Here is a 16,827-nt window from a genome sequence, read left to right on the forward strand (position 1 = left end):
CACGTGATTTAACTTATGAAAATCGAGAAACTAAGGGAGTTTTTGGATGCAAAGGCGGCGTATTACAATCACCCGGACTTTATTGCAAACGATCCTATTTGCATTCCGCACCGTTTCAGTGTATTGCAGGATATTGAAATATCCGGTCTCTTCGCGGCCATACTGGCCTGGGGAAACCGTACCAGCATTATCAATAAATGCACAGAGCTGATGAAAATGATGGATGATTCACCTTATGACTTTATCCGTCATCATCAGGCAAAAGACCGGATGAAATTATTTTCATTTTGTCACCGCACATTTAACGGTTTGGATCTGCTGTATTTTGTTGAATTTCTCCAGCATTATTACACCAATGTAACATCGCTGGAATTCGCCTTCAGCGCCCATATTACCCCTCAGGATGATAATGTGGAAAAAGCACTCATCGGATTTCGTAAGGTATTTTTTGCGCTGGAACATCCGGAAAGAACAGGCAAGCATATTGCCACCCCGGCTAAGAACTCAGCTTGCAAACGATTAAACATGTATTTACGCTGGATGGTAAGACAAGATGAAAATGGCGTGGATTTTGGGCTTTGGCAGCACATATCACCTTCGCAACTGGTATGTCCGATGGATGTACATGTAAGCAGGGTAGCCGCCAGACTGGGATTAATACCAGAGGCAAAAGCTGACTGGAAAACAGCCGCCGCCCTCACTCACCAGCTGAAAAAACTCGACCCTGATGATCCTGCCAGGTACGATTTTGCACTGTTTGGTCTGGGCGTGATTGAAAAATATGTTTGATCAAATAAAAAATGGTAATGAAAAGAATTTTGGGACTGATTGCAATGGTAGTAACACTGGCTTTATCCGCTAAAGCACAGGAATATGTAGCCCTCACCTATACCTTTCATAAAGGAGAGCTGTTTGAACTGGAGCAGAAAAGCAGAAGTGAAACCTATATGACGGTCAACGAAATTGTACAACGTACTACCCGTGACTACAACAATATCATTACCATGGAAGTAACGGATGTACAGCCTGGCAAAACCACGCTCACCTTCCGGTACAAAGACCTGAAATTCAATTTCAACGCCAAAAACCAGAACATCTTTGTGGATGCCAGGGTGACAAAAACGGAAGAGCCTTTCCAGGCAGGACTTAATAAAGTACTGGATCAGCCCTTTACTGTTGAAATACAAACAACTGGTATCATTAATAAAGTAGAAGGCCTCGACAATATCCTCGATAACGCCGGCAATGCTTTCAGTACACTGAAGAAAGACGAACAGGAAGCCTATAAAAAACTGATGAAAGACCAGTTTGGCACCACCGCCTTCCAAAGCTGGCTGGAACAGCTCCTGATCATGTACCCGGCACACGGCATTAAAACCGGTACCCAATGGGAAGAAAATGTGCCTTTACGTGGCGGCCTGGTAGGCAGCATAGACCTTTACTGGAACCTGCAAACCTGGGATGCACAAACAGCGAAAATTGGTGGTACCTCCAAAATAAAAACAGATAAAGTACAAATGCTGACCCTGGAAGATGGTATTAAAGCCACCGCAGAAATCCAGGGAACTACTTCTTCCAACTACCTGGTGAACCGCAGCAGTGGATTTCCCAGCATCTGTGTACAAAACACAGATATGTCCGGTGACTACACCTACAAGGCTAATAAGGCCAAACGCATTAAGCATGACCTGAAAGTGCCCGTAAAAGTAGTCACCAACGCTTCTTACAAAATAAAACAAATGAAATAATGACTGCATTGCCGGCACTATACCTACAGGAAGCAGCAACATGGGCGCAGGAACACTTTGACATAAGTGTACCCGTTAATGTTAGTTACGAGCTACTGGAAGAAATACTGGCTAAGAAGCTGGAAATACTGATCAGTGAAAACTTTCAGCAGTTTATATTTCTCCTGTACCGGACAGATGTATCAGAAGATCGTGTAAAACAGATATTGGAAAACGCAGTGGCTACCGGGGCAGATCCCTATAAACCTATTGCTGCGCTGATCATTGAAAGACAACTGCAAAAAATCACTTCCCGGGCCACCTATAAACAGGATAACCTGCCCGATGATGAAGAGAGATGGTGAAACAGCTGTTAGCTTTTAGCCGTTAGCTTTTAGTAAATGCAGCGTAGATCATCATAATATTATCTACGCTGCATTTACTAAAAGCTAACGGCTAAAAGCTAATAGCTAAAACGTCAGCTCTTTTACTTTTTCCTTGTCCTCCTTCTCTTTATCCAGGTCGAAGAAAGTTCCGAATACATGATCCCAGATAGAGGAACTTACGCCAAACCCTCTGTCCTCACTTTTGTAGTGATGCAGGTGATGGTTGCGCCATAATGGTTTCATAAACCGGAAAGGCGGATTCCATGCATGGATAGCGTAGTGCATACTACCGTAAATCAGGTATCCCAGGATAAAGCCGGGGAAAAACATAAATGTGATCTGTCGCAGGAAGATATATTGCACGCCAAAAATGGCTGAAGCGAGTATCAGACTGGGTACCGGAGGCATAAATAAACGCTGTTTGTCTCTCGGATACTCATGGTGGTTCCCATGCATTACATAAATAAAGCGTTGCACTTTGGGCTTGTCGCTCACAAAGTGAAACATAAACCGGTGCATAATATACTCAAAAAATGACCAGAAAGCCATGGCCCCAATGAATATACTGAATACTGTACCGGGTGTAAAGCCTAGTGTATCATGACTATAGTAAAGCATATAGCCAATAATGGGCAAATAAAGCCCCCAGATCACCAATGGATGCGTTTTGGTAAGCATCTCCAGATACTGGCTCTCAAATAATCTTGCCTGTCCTTTGTTCTTAATCTTTTCAAACTTCATAACTCCGAATTTTAGAGTGCAGTTACGGGATATGAATAAAACCTTCCTTATAAACCCTGGGCAGCCAGCTCAAAAATGATGCGCATTTTAAATCTGACTGTCCTATAAAAAGCAAAAATACAACGTTCATATATTATTTCGTGCATTATACTATTCTATGAGGCTATAAATAATATTTATCCCTTGCTATTTATTCTTTGTAATTAATACTGAAATTCTGCAGGTTAGGTTTGTATTTTCGCCTGCGTTGTAATTCATATTTATAAATAATTTCCCCTACTTCTCTAAAGAAGGGATAGCCATCTCCTTCATATTCATATTTATTATCATTCAAAATACCGTCACGGTTAACGTAAAGATTGCCGGTCAGCATAAACTCAACGCTGTTCTTAAAATCAACAACATATGCGGCATCGGTCAGGAAGCCGTAGGACCAGCCAGCTTTATTAAATACACGTATGTATGGCGGAATGTTTTGTTTACCATCTTTGAAAAAAAAGAATTTTGTAAAGCTGTTGTAATACGCTGTAGTATCATATTTAGGCCAGGAAGTTTCTGATGGATATTGAGACATATAACGGTACAAAAAACGATAATCATCTTTCGTAAGATTAAACCGTTCCTTTGCCGGCACAGAAGCAGGAAACAACACAGACTGTAACAGATGCTGCAATCCGGCCAGCGGCAGGTTATTATGCCGGGTAAAATCCATAGGCAAAAATACCAGTTTTTCGTTCCGGTCGAGGTAACCAATACCAATAGTTACCTGCCTGCTATAGTCAAAAGACAAGGTATCATAGGCCGCTGGTTGTTCGTATATCAGTTGCCCGTTCGCCACAAAACGAATGGGGTTAGTATGCCTGTTTTCCTCTTCTGTGAGTGGCATAAAACGGCGTACAATACGTACATCTTTATACCCCATTGCCCATAGCCTTTCATGAATACGCTGCTGTCCCACAAACTCATACAACCGGCTGTAGGCATCATTATCACTGATGAGGAATACTTGTTTGATATAATGATAGATAGACGGTAGCCCATTCTGCGCCGTACTGTCGGTATACACTTTTACCTGTCCGCTCCAGGCGCTGTCCGTAAKCATTGGCGTATTCCCGGTAAGCCGGGGTATATTCAGTTCATGCAGTTTTTCCAGTGCCAGCAAAGCAATAGGTAGCTTCACGGTACTGGCAGGATTAAAATATTTATCCGCATCTACCTCCAGGTAATAGTTTTTAAAATGAGGAGTATTGTCCGCATCCCGGTCAATTTGTGTGTAAATCAGCTGGTAACGAAATGAATCAGGATACTGCAGGATGTGCTTTAGCGCAGGAGAGCCTTCCCTTTGCAGCAGGTTTTGCAGCATGGTATCTGTACGGGATTGCGCCTGTACAATAAAGAGATGGCTATAAAACAGCAAGAACAACAAACAGGAACGCATATAGGTGGTGGTTCTGCCTATAAATATAAAGCAATTACCCGGCTGCGGACAGCATTTTTCTGATCTTTTGATTGAAGTTTTGCGGATTTATTTGTGGGAGCCCATTCACTGCTTCGAGGTAGGCGGCAGCTGTATTGTCCTGCTGTATCAGTTTTAACATGGTATTAAAGCCGCGCTGGCGGATCATCGGCCGGTCAATTCATAACCGGCGAAACAGTGAGTTTTAAGGTTTCTGCTTTCAAAACGGCTGGTGTGGCCAATAAGAGAAAAATAAGGCGCAACAAAGGTTTCATAGCAGAGAATTTATCTTTATAATTTATGAAAAAATAGCCAAACCATTTAAAGGCCATTCTTATATTTGGCACTTCATACAACCAGAACAATTACCAACACCATGAAACTAGTAAGCTATTTAAGAGAGGAAACAGACCAGTTAGCCATCCTGGTAGACGGGCTGTTATATAATACCCAGGAGCTGTATCCGGATCTTCCAAATAACATGGGCATGTTCCTGATGATGTGGGAAGATGTGATTGACATTGCCAAACAGGCGGATGCCTTATTAAAAGCAGGTAAAAACCCCAGCAGTGCGATGGGTATTCCGGTAGGGAGCGTACAGCTACTTTCACCGGTACCGTTTCCTACTTCCTGCAGGGATGGATATGCTTTCCGGCAACATGTGGCTGCAGCACGCCGCAACCGTAAGGTGGCCATGATCCCGGAGTTTGATCAATACCCGATTTTCTACTTCACCAACCACAATGCCATTCAGGGTCCCGGCGATATTCACTGTATGCCTGATCATTTCGGGAAACTGGATTTCGAGCTGGAAGTTGCCATCGTGATCTGCAAAGCAGGACGTAATATTACGGCGGCTGAAGCAGATGATTATATTGGTGGCTACATGATCATGAACGATATGAGTGCACGCACCCTGCAGATGGAAGAAATGTTGCTGAACCTCGGACCTGCCAAAGGCAAGGACTTCAGTACCGTTGTTGGCCCCATGCTGGTGACTCCCGATGAACTGGAATCACTGAAAATACCCGCCAAGCCAGATCATACCGGCAATAATTACAATCTGAAAATGATCTGTAAAGTCAACGGTATCACCGTGAGTGAAGGCAACATGGGCGACATGGACTGGACCTTTGCCGAAATCGTAGAACGTTGCGCCTACGGCGTAAATATTCTGCCTGGCGATATTATTGGCAGTGGTACTGTAGGCACCGGCTGCTTCCTGGAGCTAAACGGCACCGGCAAGCTGAACGACCCGGACTATACCGAACAATGGCTGCAACCCGGCGATGTAGTGGAAATGGAAATAACCGGCTTAGGAACGCTTTCCAACACTATTGTGAAAGAAGACAGTGACTTTTCCATACTGGCACTCAAGAAAAAAGCATAACCATGCAGATAGATCCCTCCCAGGTAAAAACCAGTGAGCTGCATGCTTATCTGCTGGGCGCTATAGCGCCCCGCCCTATTTGTTTTGCCAGCACCATAGATATAGATGGCAGGCCTAATTTGTCGCCATTCAGCTTTTTTAATGTATTTGGCGCCAATCCTCCTACATTGATATTTTCGCCGGCCCGGCGGGTACGCGATAATACGGTGAAGCATACACTCGAAAATGTATACGCCACCAAAGAAGTAGTGATCAATGTAGTAAGCTATGCCATGGTACAACAGGCTTCCCTCAGCAGCTGTGAATATCCCGCCGGTACCAGTGAATTTGAAAAAGCCGGATTTACACCGCTGGCATCTGAAAAAGTACAACCATTCCGGGTAAAAGAGAGCCCGGTGCAAATGGAGTGTATCGTAAAACAGATCATTGAAACAGGACAAGGGGGAGGAGCCGGCAACCTGGTTATATGCGAGCCGGTAATGCTACATATCAACGATAACATATTGGATGCCCAGGGAAAAATAGATCCCCATAAAATAGACCTGGTGGCCCGTATGGGAGGAGATTACTATTGCCGTGCTTCCGGGAGTGCTGTATTTGAAGTGGCCAAACCCAATACTCAACTGGGCATCGGCGTAGATGCATTACCGTTGGCCATCCGTAACAGTCATATTCTTACAGGTAATAACCTGGGGCAACTGGGGAATGTACATGAAGTACCTGTTATTGATGCTGCTTTTTATGATGACCATCTCAAAAATATTATCCAGTATTACAGCATAACGCCGGAAGAAATGGATAAAGAACTCCATCACTACGCAAAAAAGTTACTGGATGAGGGAGAGGTAGCCGCAGCATGGCAAGTACTGCTTACAGCAGTTAGCMGTTAGCTTTTAGCTTTTAGCAAATGCAGCGGAAATCATATAATATAATCTCCGCTGCATTTGCTAAAAGCTAAAAGCTAACGGCTAACTGCTGGCTCGCTATTTCGCTCCAAACACTTTCTTCAGCAGGTCCGTTGTTCTGGCTGCCGGATTAGCACGAATAGCTAATTCTTCTTTAGCGATCTGGTCAAACAGCGCATTTACGGCCATGGTGGTCACGTAATCCTGCAGATCCGGATTTACTTTATTGAAGGTAGTAGGTAGCTTGTTATAGGATGTTACGATATCTGAATAATAACGGGTAGCGCTGGTGCTGTCCAGCGTCTTTTTAATAACAGGCATGAAAGCCGTTTTCAGGGAATCGGTCGTTTTGCTTTTAAAGAAATCGGTAGCGGAAGTATTACCACCTTTCACCAGGTTCAACGCGTCTGTCAGGGTCATTTGCTTGATGGCGCTCACAAAGATAGGTGCTGCATAACCTACCGCTTTTTCTGCAGAACGGTTTATTTGCAGGATCGCTTTATCTACCTGGCTGCCCAGTCCTATGGAGCGTAAGGTGTTACCTATTTTCACGGCATCCGGTGGCAATAATAATTTATATACATCACTACCAAAAAAGCCATCCGTTTTATTCAGCTTGGCAATACCCGCAGCCACACCTTTAGCCAGCGCTTCCTTGATGCCGCCACCAGCATCCGATTCTGTTAAGCCGGCGAGTGAAGCACCGGAATTACCTGTGTTGCTGTTTTTATTGCTGGCGGATTCCAGCTGTTTGCCGAGTTTTTTCAGGAATTGAGCCTGACTTGCCTGCAGACAAAAAAAGCCCAGCAGTACTAATAATGAACGTTTAAGCATAGTGTTATTATAAATATTAATATCTGTCAAAAATATAAATTATTCGTGTAATGTCAACAGTGGTATATGTGTTTGGTAAGCCAGTTTTGACGTGCGGCTACGCTTAAAAATGCTTTCAAATAATCCGTGCTTTTTAGGAATGGTAAGTATGATGTCCGCTTTAATTTCCTCACCAAATTCTACAATTCCTTCAATCACATCCGGGTTATCGATAAAATGATATTCCGGGTGAAAATCTTCCAGCAGCGTATCCAGCATCAAAGTTTCAAAAGGCGTATCTGTGCTGAAATGCCGGCTTTCATGGTCAATATTAATAACGTGCAATTCCGCATTAAAAATATGTAATAGCTTTTTCAGTGGTTCCACCGGTGTGGTTTCTGCCACCTTGCGGAGGTCTGCTGCAAAAACTATTTTTTCAATGGGCTTATATTTCGCATTGCCGGGAACTATCAGCACCGGATAGCTGGTATTTTTCACCACATCAATGGTGTTGGAACCGACCAATACTTCTTCCAGTTTACTGCCGCCGGTAATGCCCATTACAATAAGGTCTGCCTCCTCATTCTTACATACTTCTTCGATGGTAGCAGCCAGCAGGGTATTGTCTGCCCGGGTTACCAATGTGGTGTCAGCAGATACCAATGCATGCAATTCCTTTTTCATCTTCTCAAGACCTTCCAGGCTGGCTTCTCTCAGATCATCCGGATTTACCATGGGTATCATGGTAGGCACATCTGGAATGGGGACAATCAGCTCATATGCATGATATAATACAATGCGGGTAGTACCCAGGCTCTTGGCCAGAGAAATGGCGTAAGTAGCAGCATTATACGCGGTATCAGAAAAATCAGTAGGTACTAAGATTGTCTTCATATGGGCTAATTTTAAGATACTAATAAGCACTTCTTAAAGTTAACGATGTGCGTTGGTATATGAACGCTTTATGAAAATTTAATGCCACTTTTTGTGGAGCTTAAAGCTGAAGGCATAAAGCAAAAAGCTATTGTAGCGAATAATCAGAGCGAAAGGTTATCCGCTTCAATTAATTGCTACAATAGCTTTTTGCTTTATGCCTTCAGCCGTCGGCTCTATTTCTGCTGCTGTTCTGGTTTCATTTGCGGGAAGAACAATACATCCTGAATGGATGGCTGGTTCGTCATCAGCATAGTTAAGCGGTCAATACCGATACCAATACCGGAGGTTGGCGGCATACCATATTCCAGTGCGCGTAAGAAGTCGTAATCAATGTACATGGCTTCATCATCACCACGTTCCATCAGTTGTACCTGTTCTTCAAAACGTTCGCGCTGGTCAATTGGGTCGTTCAGCTCACTGTAGGCGTTGGCAATTTCTTTACCATTTATCATCAGTTCAAAACGTTCTACCAGACCAGCTTTGCTGCGATGTTTTTTCGTCAGCGGGCTCATTTCTACCGGGTAGTCTGTGATGAAAGTTGGCTGGATGTAGTTGCCTTCACATTTTTCGCCGAAAATTTCATCGATCAGTTTAGCCTTACCAAATTTAGGGTCTACATGCAAACCTAATTGTTTGCATACCTCGCGGAGCTGTGCTTCGTCCATCGCAGAAATATCGATACCGGTATGTTCCAGTATAGCTTCATACATGGATACACGGCGGAACGGTGCTTTGAAGTCGATGGTTTTATCTCCCACCTGCACAGCGGTAGTGCCGTGCAAGGTAATGGCAATCTTTTCCAGCAGGGATTCTGTGGTACGCATCATCCACTCGTAATCTTTATAGGCAGCGTACATTTCCATTACGGTAAATTCCGGGTTATGGGTACGGTCCATTCCTTCATTACGGAAATCTTTTGCGAACTCGTATACACCTTCAAAACCACCTACGATCAGGCGTTTCAGGTATAACTCGTTGGCTATACGGAGATAGAGCGGCATGTCCAGTGCATTGTGATGCGTAGTAAACGGACGTGCGGTGGCTCCACCTGGAATTGGCTGCAGTATAGGCGTTTCTACTTCCAGGTAACCCAGGTTATTGTAGAAATCGCGGATGGTTTGCATAATTTTGGTGCGTTTGATAAACACCTCTTTCACTTCCGGGTTAATCACCAGGTCTACATAACGTTGACGGTATTTAAATTCCGGATCGGTTACCTCATCAAATACTTCTCCTTCCTTCTCTTTTACGATAGGCAGTGGGCGCAGTGATTTGGCAAGAATGGTAACTTCTGTAGCATGAACGGATGTTTCGCCGGTTTTGGTAATAAAGGCATATCCCTTCACCCCAATAAAGTCACCGATATCCAACAGCTTCTTAAATATAACATCATACCCTGTTTTGTCTTCTCCGGGGCAGATATCATCTCTGCGGATATATATCTGGATACGACCTACGCTGTCCTGTATTTTGACAAATGCAGCCTTACCCATATCACGCACGGTCATAATACGGCCTGCCAGGCATACGGCCTGGAATTGTTCTTTTGTTTCTTCCGAATACTTGGATATTATATTTACGGAAGTATCATTAACCGGGTACTCCGCTGCTGGGTAGGGGTCTATGCCTAAATTATGCAGCTCCTGTAATTTTTCCCGGCGTATAATCTCTTGCTCAGATAATTGTGTCATGTAGTAAGTTGTAATTGCCTGTTGGAGTGCAAAAATAGTAAAAAGGGCTGTAAGACTACAGCCCTCTTATTTTTTGACCATATCCTATGAAAACCATTTTAAAGATAACCGCTTCCACTGCTATTTTCAGCCCCAATTACCAGGCGCGGGGAAATCTTTCATAACTGGTGGAATTTGGGCAATGAGCGGTTTGGGCGAGGGGCCCGTTTGTGTAATTTGTTGGGGGGTATTTTTTAGTTATGCTTATTTTCGCCCGCTAAAGACAAGAAAAAAACCACCTGATACTTTACAAATTATGAGAAGCGAACAATGGTTTAAACCAACCACTATCAGTAGTGTAGGCTTATTGCTGCTGACAACTCCCTGTTTGCAGGCGCAACAAAAGCAGGACCTCACTTTTGAACAGGCTTTTAAAGGCAAAGCGACCCTTATCAGTAAGCCCTTGCCTGCCATCCGGGAATGGGCAGATGGTGAACATTACCTGGAAATGCGCCCCGATGCTGTCAGTGGCCGTATGCAGGCCTGGAAAATAGATGCCCGCACCGGCAATGCCACTATTTACACCGCTCCGGTAGATGGTCCCAGTGTAGAAGTACGCGAAAAGGATGTGTTTTATAAGGCGGCAGATGGTAGCAGTGTACGGTTGACCAATGATGCGGCAGAAGAAAAAAATCCAACGCTTTCCCCTGATGGAAAATATGTGGCTTTTACCCGTAACAACGACTTATACAGCGTTGAAGTAGCCTCCAAAAAGGAAACCCGCTATACCAATGACGGATCAGACGTGATTTATAATGGTTGGGCATCCTGGGTATATTATGAAGAAATCCTGGGCCGGGCTACTCATTACCGCGCCTTCTGGTGGAGCCCCGACAGCCGCAAAATTGCTTACATGCACTTTAACGATACTAAAGTACCTGTATTCCCTATCTATAGCGAGAAAGGCCAGCATGGCTACCTCGAAAATACACGCTATCCCAAAGCAGGCGATCCTAACCCTGCTGTGAAAGTTGGTGTGGTACCCGTTTCTGGTGGCACTACTGTTTGGGCTGATTTCAACGAAAATGATGATCAGTATTTTGGTACGCCCTTCTGGACAGACGACAGTCAGCAGTTGTGGATGCAATGGATGAACCGCGGTCAGGACAACCTGAAAATATACAGCATCAACCCGCAAAGCGGCGCCAAAAAAGAAGTCTACGATGAAAAGCAGAAAACCTGGATCGACTGGTTTGATGCCGTTCCTTTTGTACAAAATAACCAGGGTTTCCTGCTGTTAAGCGATAAAACAGGCTGGGCGCACCTATACCTGTATAATATGGACGGAACGCTGAAAAAGCAATTGACTTCCGGCAACTGGACCGTAAAAGACGTACTGCAGATAGATGATAAAAACCAACTGGTTTACTTCCTTGCCCGTAAAGAAGTCTCCACCCGCATTGACCTTTACAAGGTGAGCATGAAAACCGGTGTGATTACCCGTCTTACCAAAGGCGACTACAGCAATGTGATCAAAATAGCACCTGGCGGAAAATATTTCATTACTACCTATTCTAACCTGCAAACACCCGCGAAAATGGCGCTGGTGGATAATAACGGAAAGATAGTGCGCGAGCTGGGTGACAGCAAAGGTGAAAAATTTGATAGCTACAACCTCGCCAAAACGGAGTTGAAAACTTATACAACCCGCGATGGTCTTACTTTACCGCTTACGATCACGATGCCTCTGCATATGGAACCGGGTAAAAAGTATCCGATCCTCATCAGTATTTATGGTGGTCCTAATGCAGGAACCGTATACGATAGCTGGAAATTCACCAACACCCAACAATGGTGGGCACAGGAAGGTGTAATACAGGTGGCCATAGATAACCGCAGCAGCGGACAACTGGGCAAAATGGGGATGAACTACATTCACCGGCAGATGGGTAAGCATGAAATTGAGGATTATATGGATGCCGCTATGTGGCTTCGTACACAACCTTGGGCAGACAGCAGCAAAATATGTATGACTGGTGGCAGCTTTGGCGGATACATGACCTGCATGGCACTTACTTATGGTGCAGATGTATTTACGCATGGTATGGCTAACTACGCCGTAACTGACTGGCAATTATACGATAGTCACTATACAGAGCGCTACATGGATACACCAGCCGAAAACCCGGATGGCTATAAAGCTACTTCTGTATTGACTTATGCCGATAAATACAAAGGGTTGATTCGTATTGTACACGGTACCATGGATGATAACGTACACATGCAAAACTGTATTCAGCTGATCGACAAACTGGAAAATCTCAATAAGCATTTTGAATTTATGCTGTATCCAGGTGAACGTCACGGCTGGGGTGGCTTGAAAAGTGTACATTCTTCCGGTGAGTCTTACCGGTTTATTTATAATCATTTGTTGGATAAAACTTACCCGGCACAATTCCAGTTGTAATGGACAACGGTGTCTAAAGAATGGCCTGGTATACGATGTATACCAGGCCATTCTTTTTTGGTATTGCAGGACGAGACACAGAGAGCGGTGAAAGAGTAGTAGGAGTGTAGTAAGAGTGTAGTAAAAGAGTAGTGTAACAGTAGTAAGAGTGTAGTAGAACAGTAATAGAAATATAGTAGGAATGTAATAGATAGACGAGTCCTAAGCCATTGAGAAGCTATCGAAAGGTAGGAGAGAAGTAGCAACGGTATTCCGGCTGCTGTTAGCAAACCAGTATTTGATCATTGCTGGTATCTCTCACTGACCAGGTACTCCCTGTTGCAGGACAAAGGGACCTTATGGCACATAACCTTATGGTAAAGCCCGGTAAATGAAATTGAAAATTAAAGGAAGCAAAAGATATGAAGTGGGAGGTGTAGAAAAAGAAACAGGGCTGCAAGACTACAGCCCCGAAAAATTTTAACCATATCTTTATTGAAAAACCTATACCAAAGGTGGCCGATTTTTATGATACTGCAGTGTCCATTCTAGTGAACGATATATTTTATCCAGTAAACGTATGAAAAGAGAAGGTGAACGTATGGGGCCTAAAAACGCTTCATGATAACTTAACATATGACGCTTCAAGGCTAACATATTGGTTATCAGGGCAAATAGTTGTTTAAACATCTATTCAGGCATTTAGGACAAGCATTTGAAGAAAAAAGTAAAAAAAAAAGGGTGGTAAGAATACCGCCCTTGTAATAATTTTAACCATATCCTATGAAAAACCTAGAACAAAGATATACTGTCGAATTTAGTCTTAGGTTTCATTTCCGTGAACGATGTATTATTGTTCGTAAACTGATGATAATGGTTAATGTGTTATTATATTATTTTAATAATAATATTATTAAAAAATAAGATTAGATTAAATAAAAATTCATTGTGCACTGATAGTCAATAGTAAAAAAGAAAACTCTATTTATTACCTACGCTACACGCTGTCCATTGCTCACCTGCTTGTTCGGTTGCAGTAGCACAACATCCTTATTATCACCTACTACACCCAGTACCAGGCATTCAGACATAAAGTTGGCAATTTGCTTTGGCGGAAAATTAACCACCGCCACAATTTGTTTTCCGATGAGTTCTTCTTTACTATATAACGTGGTGATTTGTGCCGAAGACTTTTTAATACCCAGTTCCGGTCCGAAATCTATAACAAGCTGGTAAGAAGGATTTCGGGCTTTAGGAAAGTCATTCGCCTCCAGTATGGTACCTGCTCTTATTTCTATTTTTTCAAAATCCGGCCAATTGATAGTTTCCATTTCTACTGATTTTTTTAGCGAAATATAGCAAATAATGAGAAAACAGGCGAATAGTTACCATGTACCTATTTTGCGCTATACATTATAACAAACTGGCATAATTATTGGCATTGCTAACCCAAATTTTAGGTTAAAAAATAGGTTAAAGCGAAAGAACCCCACCTGCAGAGGTGGGGTTCTTTCGTGTATATATATCCGTTAGTTAGATCAGTTTAATGTAGCGGTGCTGTCCTGTACTGTAATAGGTCCGCTCACCTTCAGGATTTTCTTGACACTGAAATCCTCGTTGGCCTCCAGTCCCCATCCATGAAGGGAATCCGTGGGTGTTTTTATAAAAACTTCCTGTGTAGAGTAGAAGATCTTGCGTTTAGGATCCCAGTTCAATTCCTTGGTATCCAGTCTTTCTCCTTTCTTATTAATTACCACTACACTATCTGATAAATATACGTAGCCTTCTTCTTCGAGGTACTTCCCTTTCTTCGCAGAAAGGGTACTTTCCAGCCCCAGGGTATCGTTATACATAAATACCCGCAGTCCACTATTGAAAGCTACATAAGAGGGACGATCCAGGCTACGTTCCATAGCAGGTGCCAGCAATTTTGCATTCACCTTGCCACCCTGACTAAAAATAGTAATGATATCAACCCCATTTTCGGTAGCCGCTTTTTTGGAGTCAAATTCCATCACCGTCTGTATATCATTTTCACAGCTACTAACGGCAATGGCTATAATAAAAAATAAGATAGTTCTTTTAATCATCTGCAGAAATAATGAGCCAAAGATAGCTATTAGCTGTTAGCTTTTAGCTATTAGTAAAATGCAGCGGAGATATAAGCGTAGTTAATATTAAAACTGCTTATACCTCCGCTGCATTTTATTTATAGCTATGTGCTTTTATTCGTATTTACGTTTTATAAACCACTTATCGCTCAGGGTGAAGCCCAGTGATATGCGGTAAATATTTTCCTTTAATACTGTTTGATTATTACCGCGACGTGCTAATTCAAACGCCACATTGATCATGCTGTATTGGTTGGAGTAAGGTAAACGGCGTACCGGTAAACCCGCACCCACGGTAAAACCTGTTGTAGGCATAGTTACGCCATTCAGTTTCAGGTAATCATTTCCATAGTAAGCACCTAAACGGTAAGCCACTCTGTTCCAATATCCGCTGAGTGCCATGGCGTTAGGTACAAACTGTCCACCGATGGAAAGTTTCCAGGCATTTTGCAGTGAATCTTTCGCGCCAAAGTTGGAGTAGTTCTGCCACTGGGTAGTGTTGAAGTCCATACCGATCATCCATTTATCGAATTTGCGGAGCATGATACCTACTGCAAATTCTTCCGGATAAACAACGGTTCCTCTTTCTCCTTTTACATACTTAGCAGTATCCTTGGAAGAATAATTGCCCGAATTGCCGTCAAACTGCAGTGTTTCGCTCAAAGTTTCCTGGCGGGCGTTCATATTCTGTTTCAGGCTACCGGAAGCACCAAAGGTGAGGTCCATTTCTTTAGCCACTTTAGCTCTGTACTGTACACCTAACTTATAGAAAAAGCTGCTGTAGCTGGTACGGAACATTTTATGGGAAGGATAAATGCTGGCGTCCGGAAAAATCAAACGGGTATTGTTCTCGATGTTACCAAAAAGGTAGCCCAGGTTTACCCCTACGCTGAAATTACCGAAGCGAACACCTGTACCGGCATACATTTGATAAAGACCGCCGCTGCCTTCATACTTGTTGGTCAGCGGGTACCTCAGGGTGTCGAAAAAGGTGCCGTTAAATCCTTGCTGGATATTATAAGAAACCCTGGTTACCGGGCGTAAGCCCAGGTTCAGGCCCCATTTATTCTTAATAATGGGTATTCCCAGCTGTAAATAGGAGAGGGTACCGAAACCGGAACTGAATTTATTCCCCTGATCGGTAATCGATCTGCCTCCACCTTCAATACCAACATCGAAAGTTGTCAGCAATAAGCTGGAATAACTGGCCGGATTGATAAAGTTTACTGACTGCGGATCACTATAAGCCTGAGAAACACCTCCCATACCACGATTTACCGTGTTCTGGTTGTTATTCAGATCTCCTAATCCGTAGCGGGAATATGGTGAGTTGTCCTGTGCGATAGCCTTATTTGCCAACAGGAAGAAGCTTCCCAACAGGCAAAGAATACTGACTTTTGTCCAATGCATTTAGTTACAGAATTGAGTTTAAGCCCTTATTCCAGTGAAAATATGGGTCTGCAAATATCTACTTTTTAAGGCGGGAAGCAAAAAAAACAAAAAGCCGACCTGTTAAATACACGTTAAAGTTCCCGGAAAAGGGGCATAGAACATAAGCCTGACAAGCATCTCCATAAAAATTATAAATTATCGGCAGATAAGTTCCGGAAATGGCCATTCAGCATAACACGCTCCTTCAGGCGCTCCATTTCTGCCATCATGGGAATTACTTTGTGTAAATGGCGTTTCAGGTATTCCAGCCGCTGTGCTTCATAGAAAAGGTGCAGCAGCTCATATTCCTCCTCCAGCGATAACCCGGCATGATGCGCCAGATCGTACGACAGCAACTGATCGTCTTCTTTTTTAAATGTTTTATGGATCTGGAGGATGGAATGCAGTTCACGAACGCCGTGCAGCACTTCCTGTAATAACCTTGCATGGTTGCCCTCGTTATTTTCCGGGTAGTTGACAATGGCGCCGGCGTATAATTTATCCGGAATCTCCGCGACATGCTCCAGGATCCGAAAAACGCTGTCACCAGTGGTCACAAGATCCATTTCCCCGGTCTCATATATTTTTTCTACCTTTTTTATTTGTACCAATGTTCCATATTCCATTATTTTTTTATTTATTACAACTGGAATTCCAAAAGGCTTATGTTCAGCGATACAGGCAGCCACTAATTGTTTGTACCGGGGCTCAAAAACATGTAAGTTTAATTGCTCTCCCGGGTACACTACAATTCCAAGCGGAAATATGGAAATAAAATTGGTCATTAGTAGTAATTATACACAATTGGACTGACA

16 protein-coding genes are annotated in these 16,827 nt (G+C 43.3%); 6 read left to right on the forward strand and 10 right to left on the reverse strand.

The window, feature by feature from the left end:
* Positions 1–15: 15 nt before the first annotated feature.
* The 3 genes from AC1DCV_RS21615 to AC1DCV_RS21625 are packed head-to-tail and all read left to right on the forward strand — an operon-like array spanning position 16 to position 2,092.
* A complete protein-coding gene (locus tag AC1DCV_RS21615; RefSeq protein WP_477025109.1) occupies positions 16–789 on the forward strand; it encodes a TIGR02757 family protein in 774 nt (257 codons plus the stop codon).
* 17 nt (positions 790–806) lie between these two features.
* The gene (locus AC1DCV_RS21620; RefSeq protein ID WP_477025110.1) at positions 807–1,748 is read left to right on the forward strand and encodes a DUF6263 family protein; all 942 of its coding nucleotides are present in this window, start codon (positions 807–809) and stop codon (positions 1,746–1,748) included.
* Positions 1,748–2,092 (forward strand): hypothetical protein, encoded by a 345-nt coding sequence (locus tag AC1DCV_RS21625; RefSeq protein WP_477025111.1) that lies wholly within the window; start codon positions 1,748–1,750, stop codon positions 2,090–2,092. The genes AC1DCV_RS21620 and AC1DCV_RS21625 overlap by 1 nt, the downstream gene beginning before the upstream one ends.
* 105 nt (positions 2,093–2,197) lie before the next feature.
* On the opposite strand, the gene AC1DCV_RS21630 is transcribed toward AC1DCV_RS21625, so the two are convergent.
* The 3 genes from AC1DCV_RS21630 to AC1DCV_RS21640 all read right to left on the reverse strand — a co-directional run bounded on the left by AC1DCV_RS21630 (position 2,198) and on the right by AC1DCV_RS21640 (position 4,452).
* A complete protein-coding gene (locus AC1DCV_RS21630; protein WP_331966866.1) occupies positions 2,198–2,854 on the reverse strand; it encodes a sterol desaturase family protein in 657 nt (218 codons plus the stop codon).
* Between the two features lie 190 nt (positions 2,855–3,044).
* On the reverse strand, positions 3,045–4,292 hold the full coding sequence (locus AC1DCV_RS21635; protein ID WP_477025112.1) for a serine hydrolase: 1,248 nt from the start codon (positions 4,290–4,292) through the stop codon (positions 3,045–3,047).
* A gap of 34 nt (positions 4,293–4,326) precedes the next feature.
* Positions 4,327–4,452, reverse strand: coding sequence for a hypothetical protein (locus AC1DCV_RS21640; RefSeq protein ID WP_477025113.1), 126 nt, complete (start codon positions 4,450–4,452; stop codon positions 4,327–4,329).
* A gap of 234 nt (positions 4,453–4,686) precedes the next feature.
* Here AC1DCV_RS21640 and AC1DCV_RS21645 point away from each other — a divergent pair, with 234 nt between their 5' ends.
* Together AC1DCV_RS21645 and AC1DCV_RS21650 are read left to right on the forward strand one after the other, a co-directional pair.
* Entirely contained in the window at positions 4,687–5,700 is a 1,014-nt protein-coding gene (locus AC1DCV_RS21645) for a fumarylacetoacetate hydrolase family protein (protein ID WP_477025114.1), read from the forward strand.
* A 2-nt stretch (positions 5,701–5,702) separates the two neighbouring features.
* Positions 5,703–6,590 (forward strand): flavin reductase family protein, encoded by an 888-nt coding sequence (locus AC1DCV_RS21650; RefSeq protein ID WP_477025115.1) that lies wholly within the window; start codon positions 5,703–5,705, stop codon positions 6,588–6,590.
* A gap of 93 nt (positions 6,591–6,683) precedes the next feature.
* On the opposite strand, the gene AC1DCV_RS21655 is transcribed toward AC1DCV_RS21650, so the two are convergent.
* The 3 genes from AC1DCV_RS21655 to lysS form a co-directional block, all read right to left on the reverse strand.
* Positions 6,684–7,439, reverse strand: coding sequence for a DUF4197 domain-containing protein (locus AC1DCV_RS21655; protein WP_477025116.1), 756 nt, complete (start codon positions 7,437–7,439; stop codon positions 6,684–6,686).
* Positions 7,440–7,478: 39 nt separating this feature from the next.
* Positions 7,479–8,312: a universal stress protein gene (locus AC1DCV_RS21660; protein ID WP_477025117.1), complete on the reverse strand. Its 834-nt coding sequence runs from the start codon at positions 8,310–8,312 to the stop codon at positions 7,479–7,481.
* 215 nt (positions 8,313–8,527) lie between these two features.
* Positions 8,528–10,045, reverse strand: a complete 1,518-nt coding sequence (gene lysS / locus AC1DCV_RS21665) for a lysine--tRNA ligase (protein ID WP_477025118.1) — start codon at positions 10,043–10,045, stop codon at positions 8,528–8,530.
* Positions 10,046–10,340: 295 nt separating this feature from the next.
* Here lysS and AC1DCV_RS21670 point away from each other — a divergent pair, with 295 nt between their 5' ends.
* Positions 10,341–12,491 carry a S9 family peptidase gene (locus AC1DCV_RS21670; protein WP_477025119.1) on the forward strand — a complete coding sequence of 717 codons (2,151 nt, stop codon included), beginning with the start codon at positions 10,341–10,343 and terminating at the stop codon, positions 12,489–12,491.
* A 971-nt stretch (positions 12,492–13,462) separates the two neighbouring features.
* Here AC1DCV_RS21670 and AC1DCV_RS21675 read toward each other — a convergent pair.
* The 4 genes from AC1DCV_RS21675 to AC1DCV_RS21690 all read right to left on the reverse strand — a co-directional run bounded on the left by AC1DCV_RS21675 (position 13,463) and on the right by AC1DCV_RS21690 (position 16,797).
* Positions 13,463–13,801: a tRNA-binding protein gene (locus tag AC1DCV_RS21675; RefSeq protein WP_441573012.1), complete on the reverse strand. Its 339-nt coding sequence runs from the start codon at positions 13,799–13,801 to the stop codon at positions 13,463–13,465.
* Between the two features lie 207 nt (positions 13,802–14,008).
* A complete protein-coding gene (gene lptC / locus AC1DCV_RS21680; RefSeq protein ID WP_477025120.1) occupies positions 14,009–14,560 on the reverse strand; it encodes an LPS export ABC transporter periplasmic protein LptC in 552 nt (183 codons plus the stop codon).
* Positions 14,561–14,695: 135 nt separating this feature from the next.
* On the reverse strand, positions 14,696–15,991 hold the full coding sequence (bamG, locus tag AC1DCV_RS21685; protein ID WP_477025121.1) for a BamG family beta-barrel-assembly machinery protein: 1,296 nt from the start codon (positions 15,989–15,991) through the stop codon (positions 14,696–14,698).
* Positions 15,992–16,161: 170 nt separating this feature from the next.
* Positions 16,162–16,797, reverse strand: coding sequence for an LON peptidase substrate-binding domain-containing protein (locus AC1DCV_RS21690; RefSeq protein WP_441573009.1), 636 nt, complete (start codon positions 16,795–16,797; stop codon positions 16,162–16,164).
* Between the last annotated feature and the right edge of the window lie 30 nt (positions 16,798–16,827).

Source organism: Chitinophaga sp. 10T418 (assembly GCF_056394125.1).

Excerpts from the sequence above, each read along its gene's own strand:
- AC1DCV_RS21690 (WP_441573009.1), bottom strand. The coding sequence starts at position 16,797 with ATGACCAATTTTATTTCCATATTTCCGCTTGGAATTGTAGTGTACCCG.
- AC1DCV_RS21670 (WP_477025119.1), top strand. The coding sequence starts at position 10,341 with ATGAGAAGCGAACAATGGTTTAAACCAACCACTATCAGTAGTGTAGGC.
- AC1DCV_RS21655 (WP_477025116.1), bottom strand. The coding sequence starts at position 7,439 with ATGCTTAAACGTTCATTATTAGTACTGCTGGGCTTTTTTTGTCTGCAG.
- AC1DCV_RS21620 (WP_477025110.1), top strand. The coding sequence starts at position 807 with ATGAAAAGAATTTTGGGACTGATTGCAATGGTAGTAACACTGGCTTTA.
- AC1DCV_RS21625 (WP_477025111.1), top strand. The coding sequence starts at position 1,748 with ATGACTGCATTGCCGGCACTATACCTACAGGAAGCAGCAACATGGGCG.
- AC1DCV_RS21615 (WP_477025109.1), top strand. The coding sequence starts at position 16 with ATGAAAATCGAGAAACTAAGGGAGTTTTTGGATGCAAAGGCGGCGTAT.
- AC1DCV_RS21640 (WP_477025113.1), bottom strand. The coding sequence starts at position 4,452 with ATGTTAAAACTGATACAGCAGGACAATACAGCTGCCGCCTACCTCGAA.
- AC1DCV_RS21675 (WP_441573012.1), bottom strand. The coding sequence starts at position 13,801 with ATGGAAACTATCAATTGGCCGGATTTTGAAAAAATAGAAATAAGAGCA.
- lysS (WP_477025118.1), bottom strand. The coding sequence starts at position 10,045 with ATGACACAATTATCTGAGCAAGAGATTATACGCCGGGAAAAATTACAG.
- lptC (WP_477025120.1), bottom strand. The coding sequence starts at position 14,560 with ATGATTAAAAGAACTATCTTATTTTTTATTATAGCCATTGCCGTTAGT.
- AC1DCV_RS21645 (WP_477025114.1), top strand. The coding sequence starts at position 4,687 with ATGAAACTAGTAAGCTATTTAAGAGAGGAAACAGACCAGTTAGCCATC.
- AC1DCV_RS21660 (WP_477025117.1), bottom strand. The coding sequence starts at position 8,312 with ATGAAGACAATCTTAGTACCTACTGATTTTTCTGATACCGCGTATAAT.
- AC1DCV_RS21630 (WP_331966866.1), bottom strand. The coding sequence starts at position 2,854 with ATGAAGTTTGAAAAGATTAAGAACAAAGGACAGGCAAGATTATTTGAG.
- bamG (WP_477025121.1), bottom strand. The coding sequence starts at position 15,991 with ATGCATTGGACAAAAGTCAGTATTCTTTGCCTGTTGGGAAGCTTCTTC.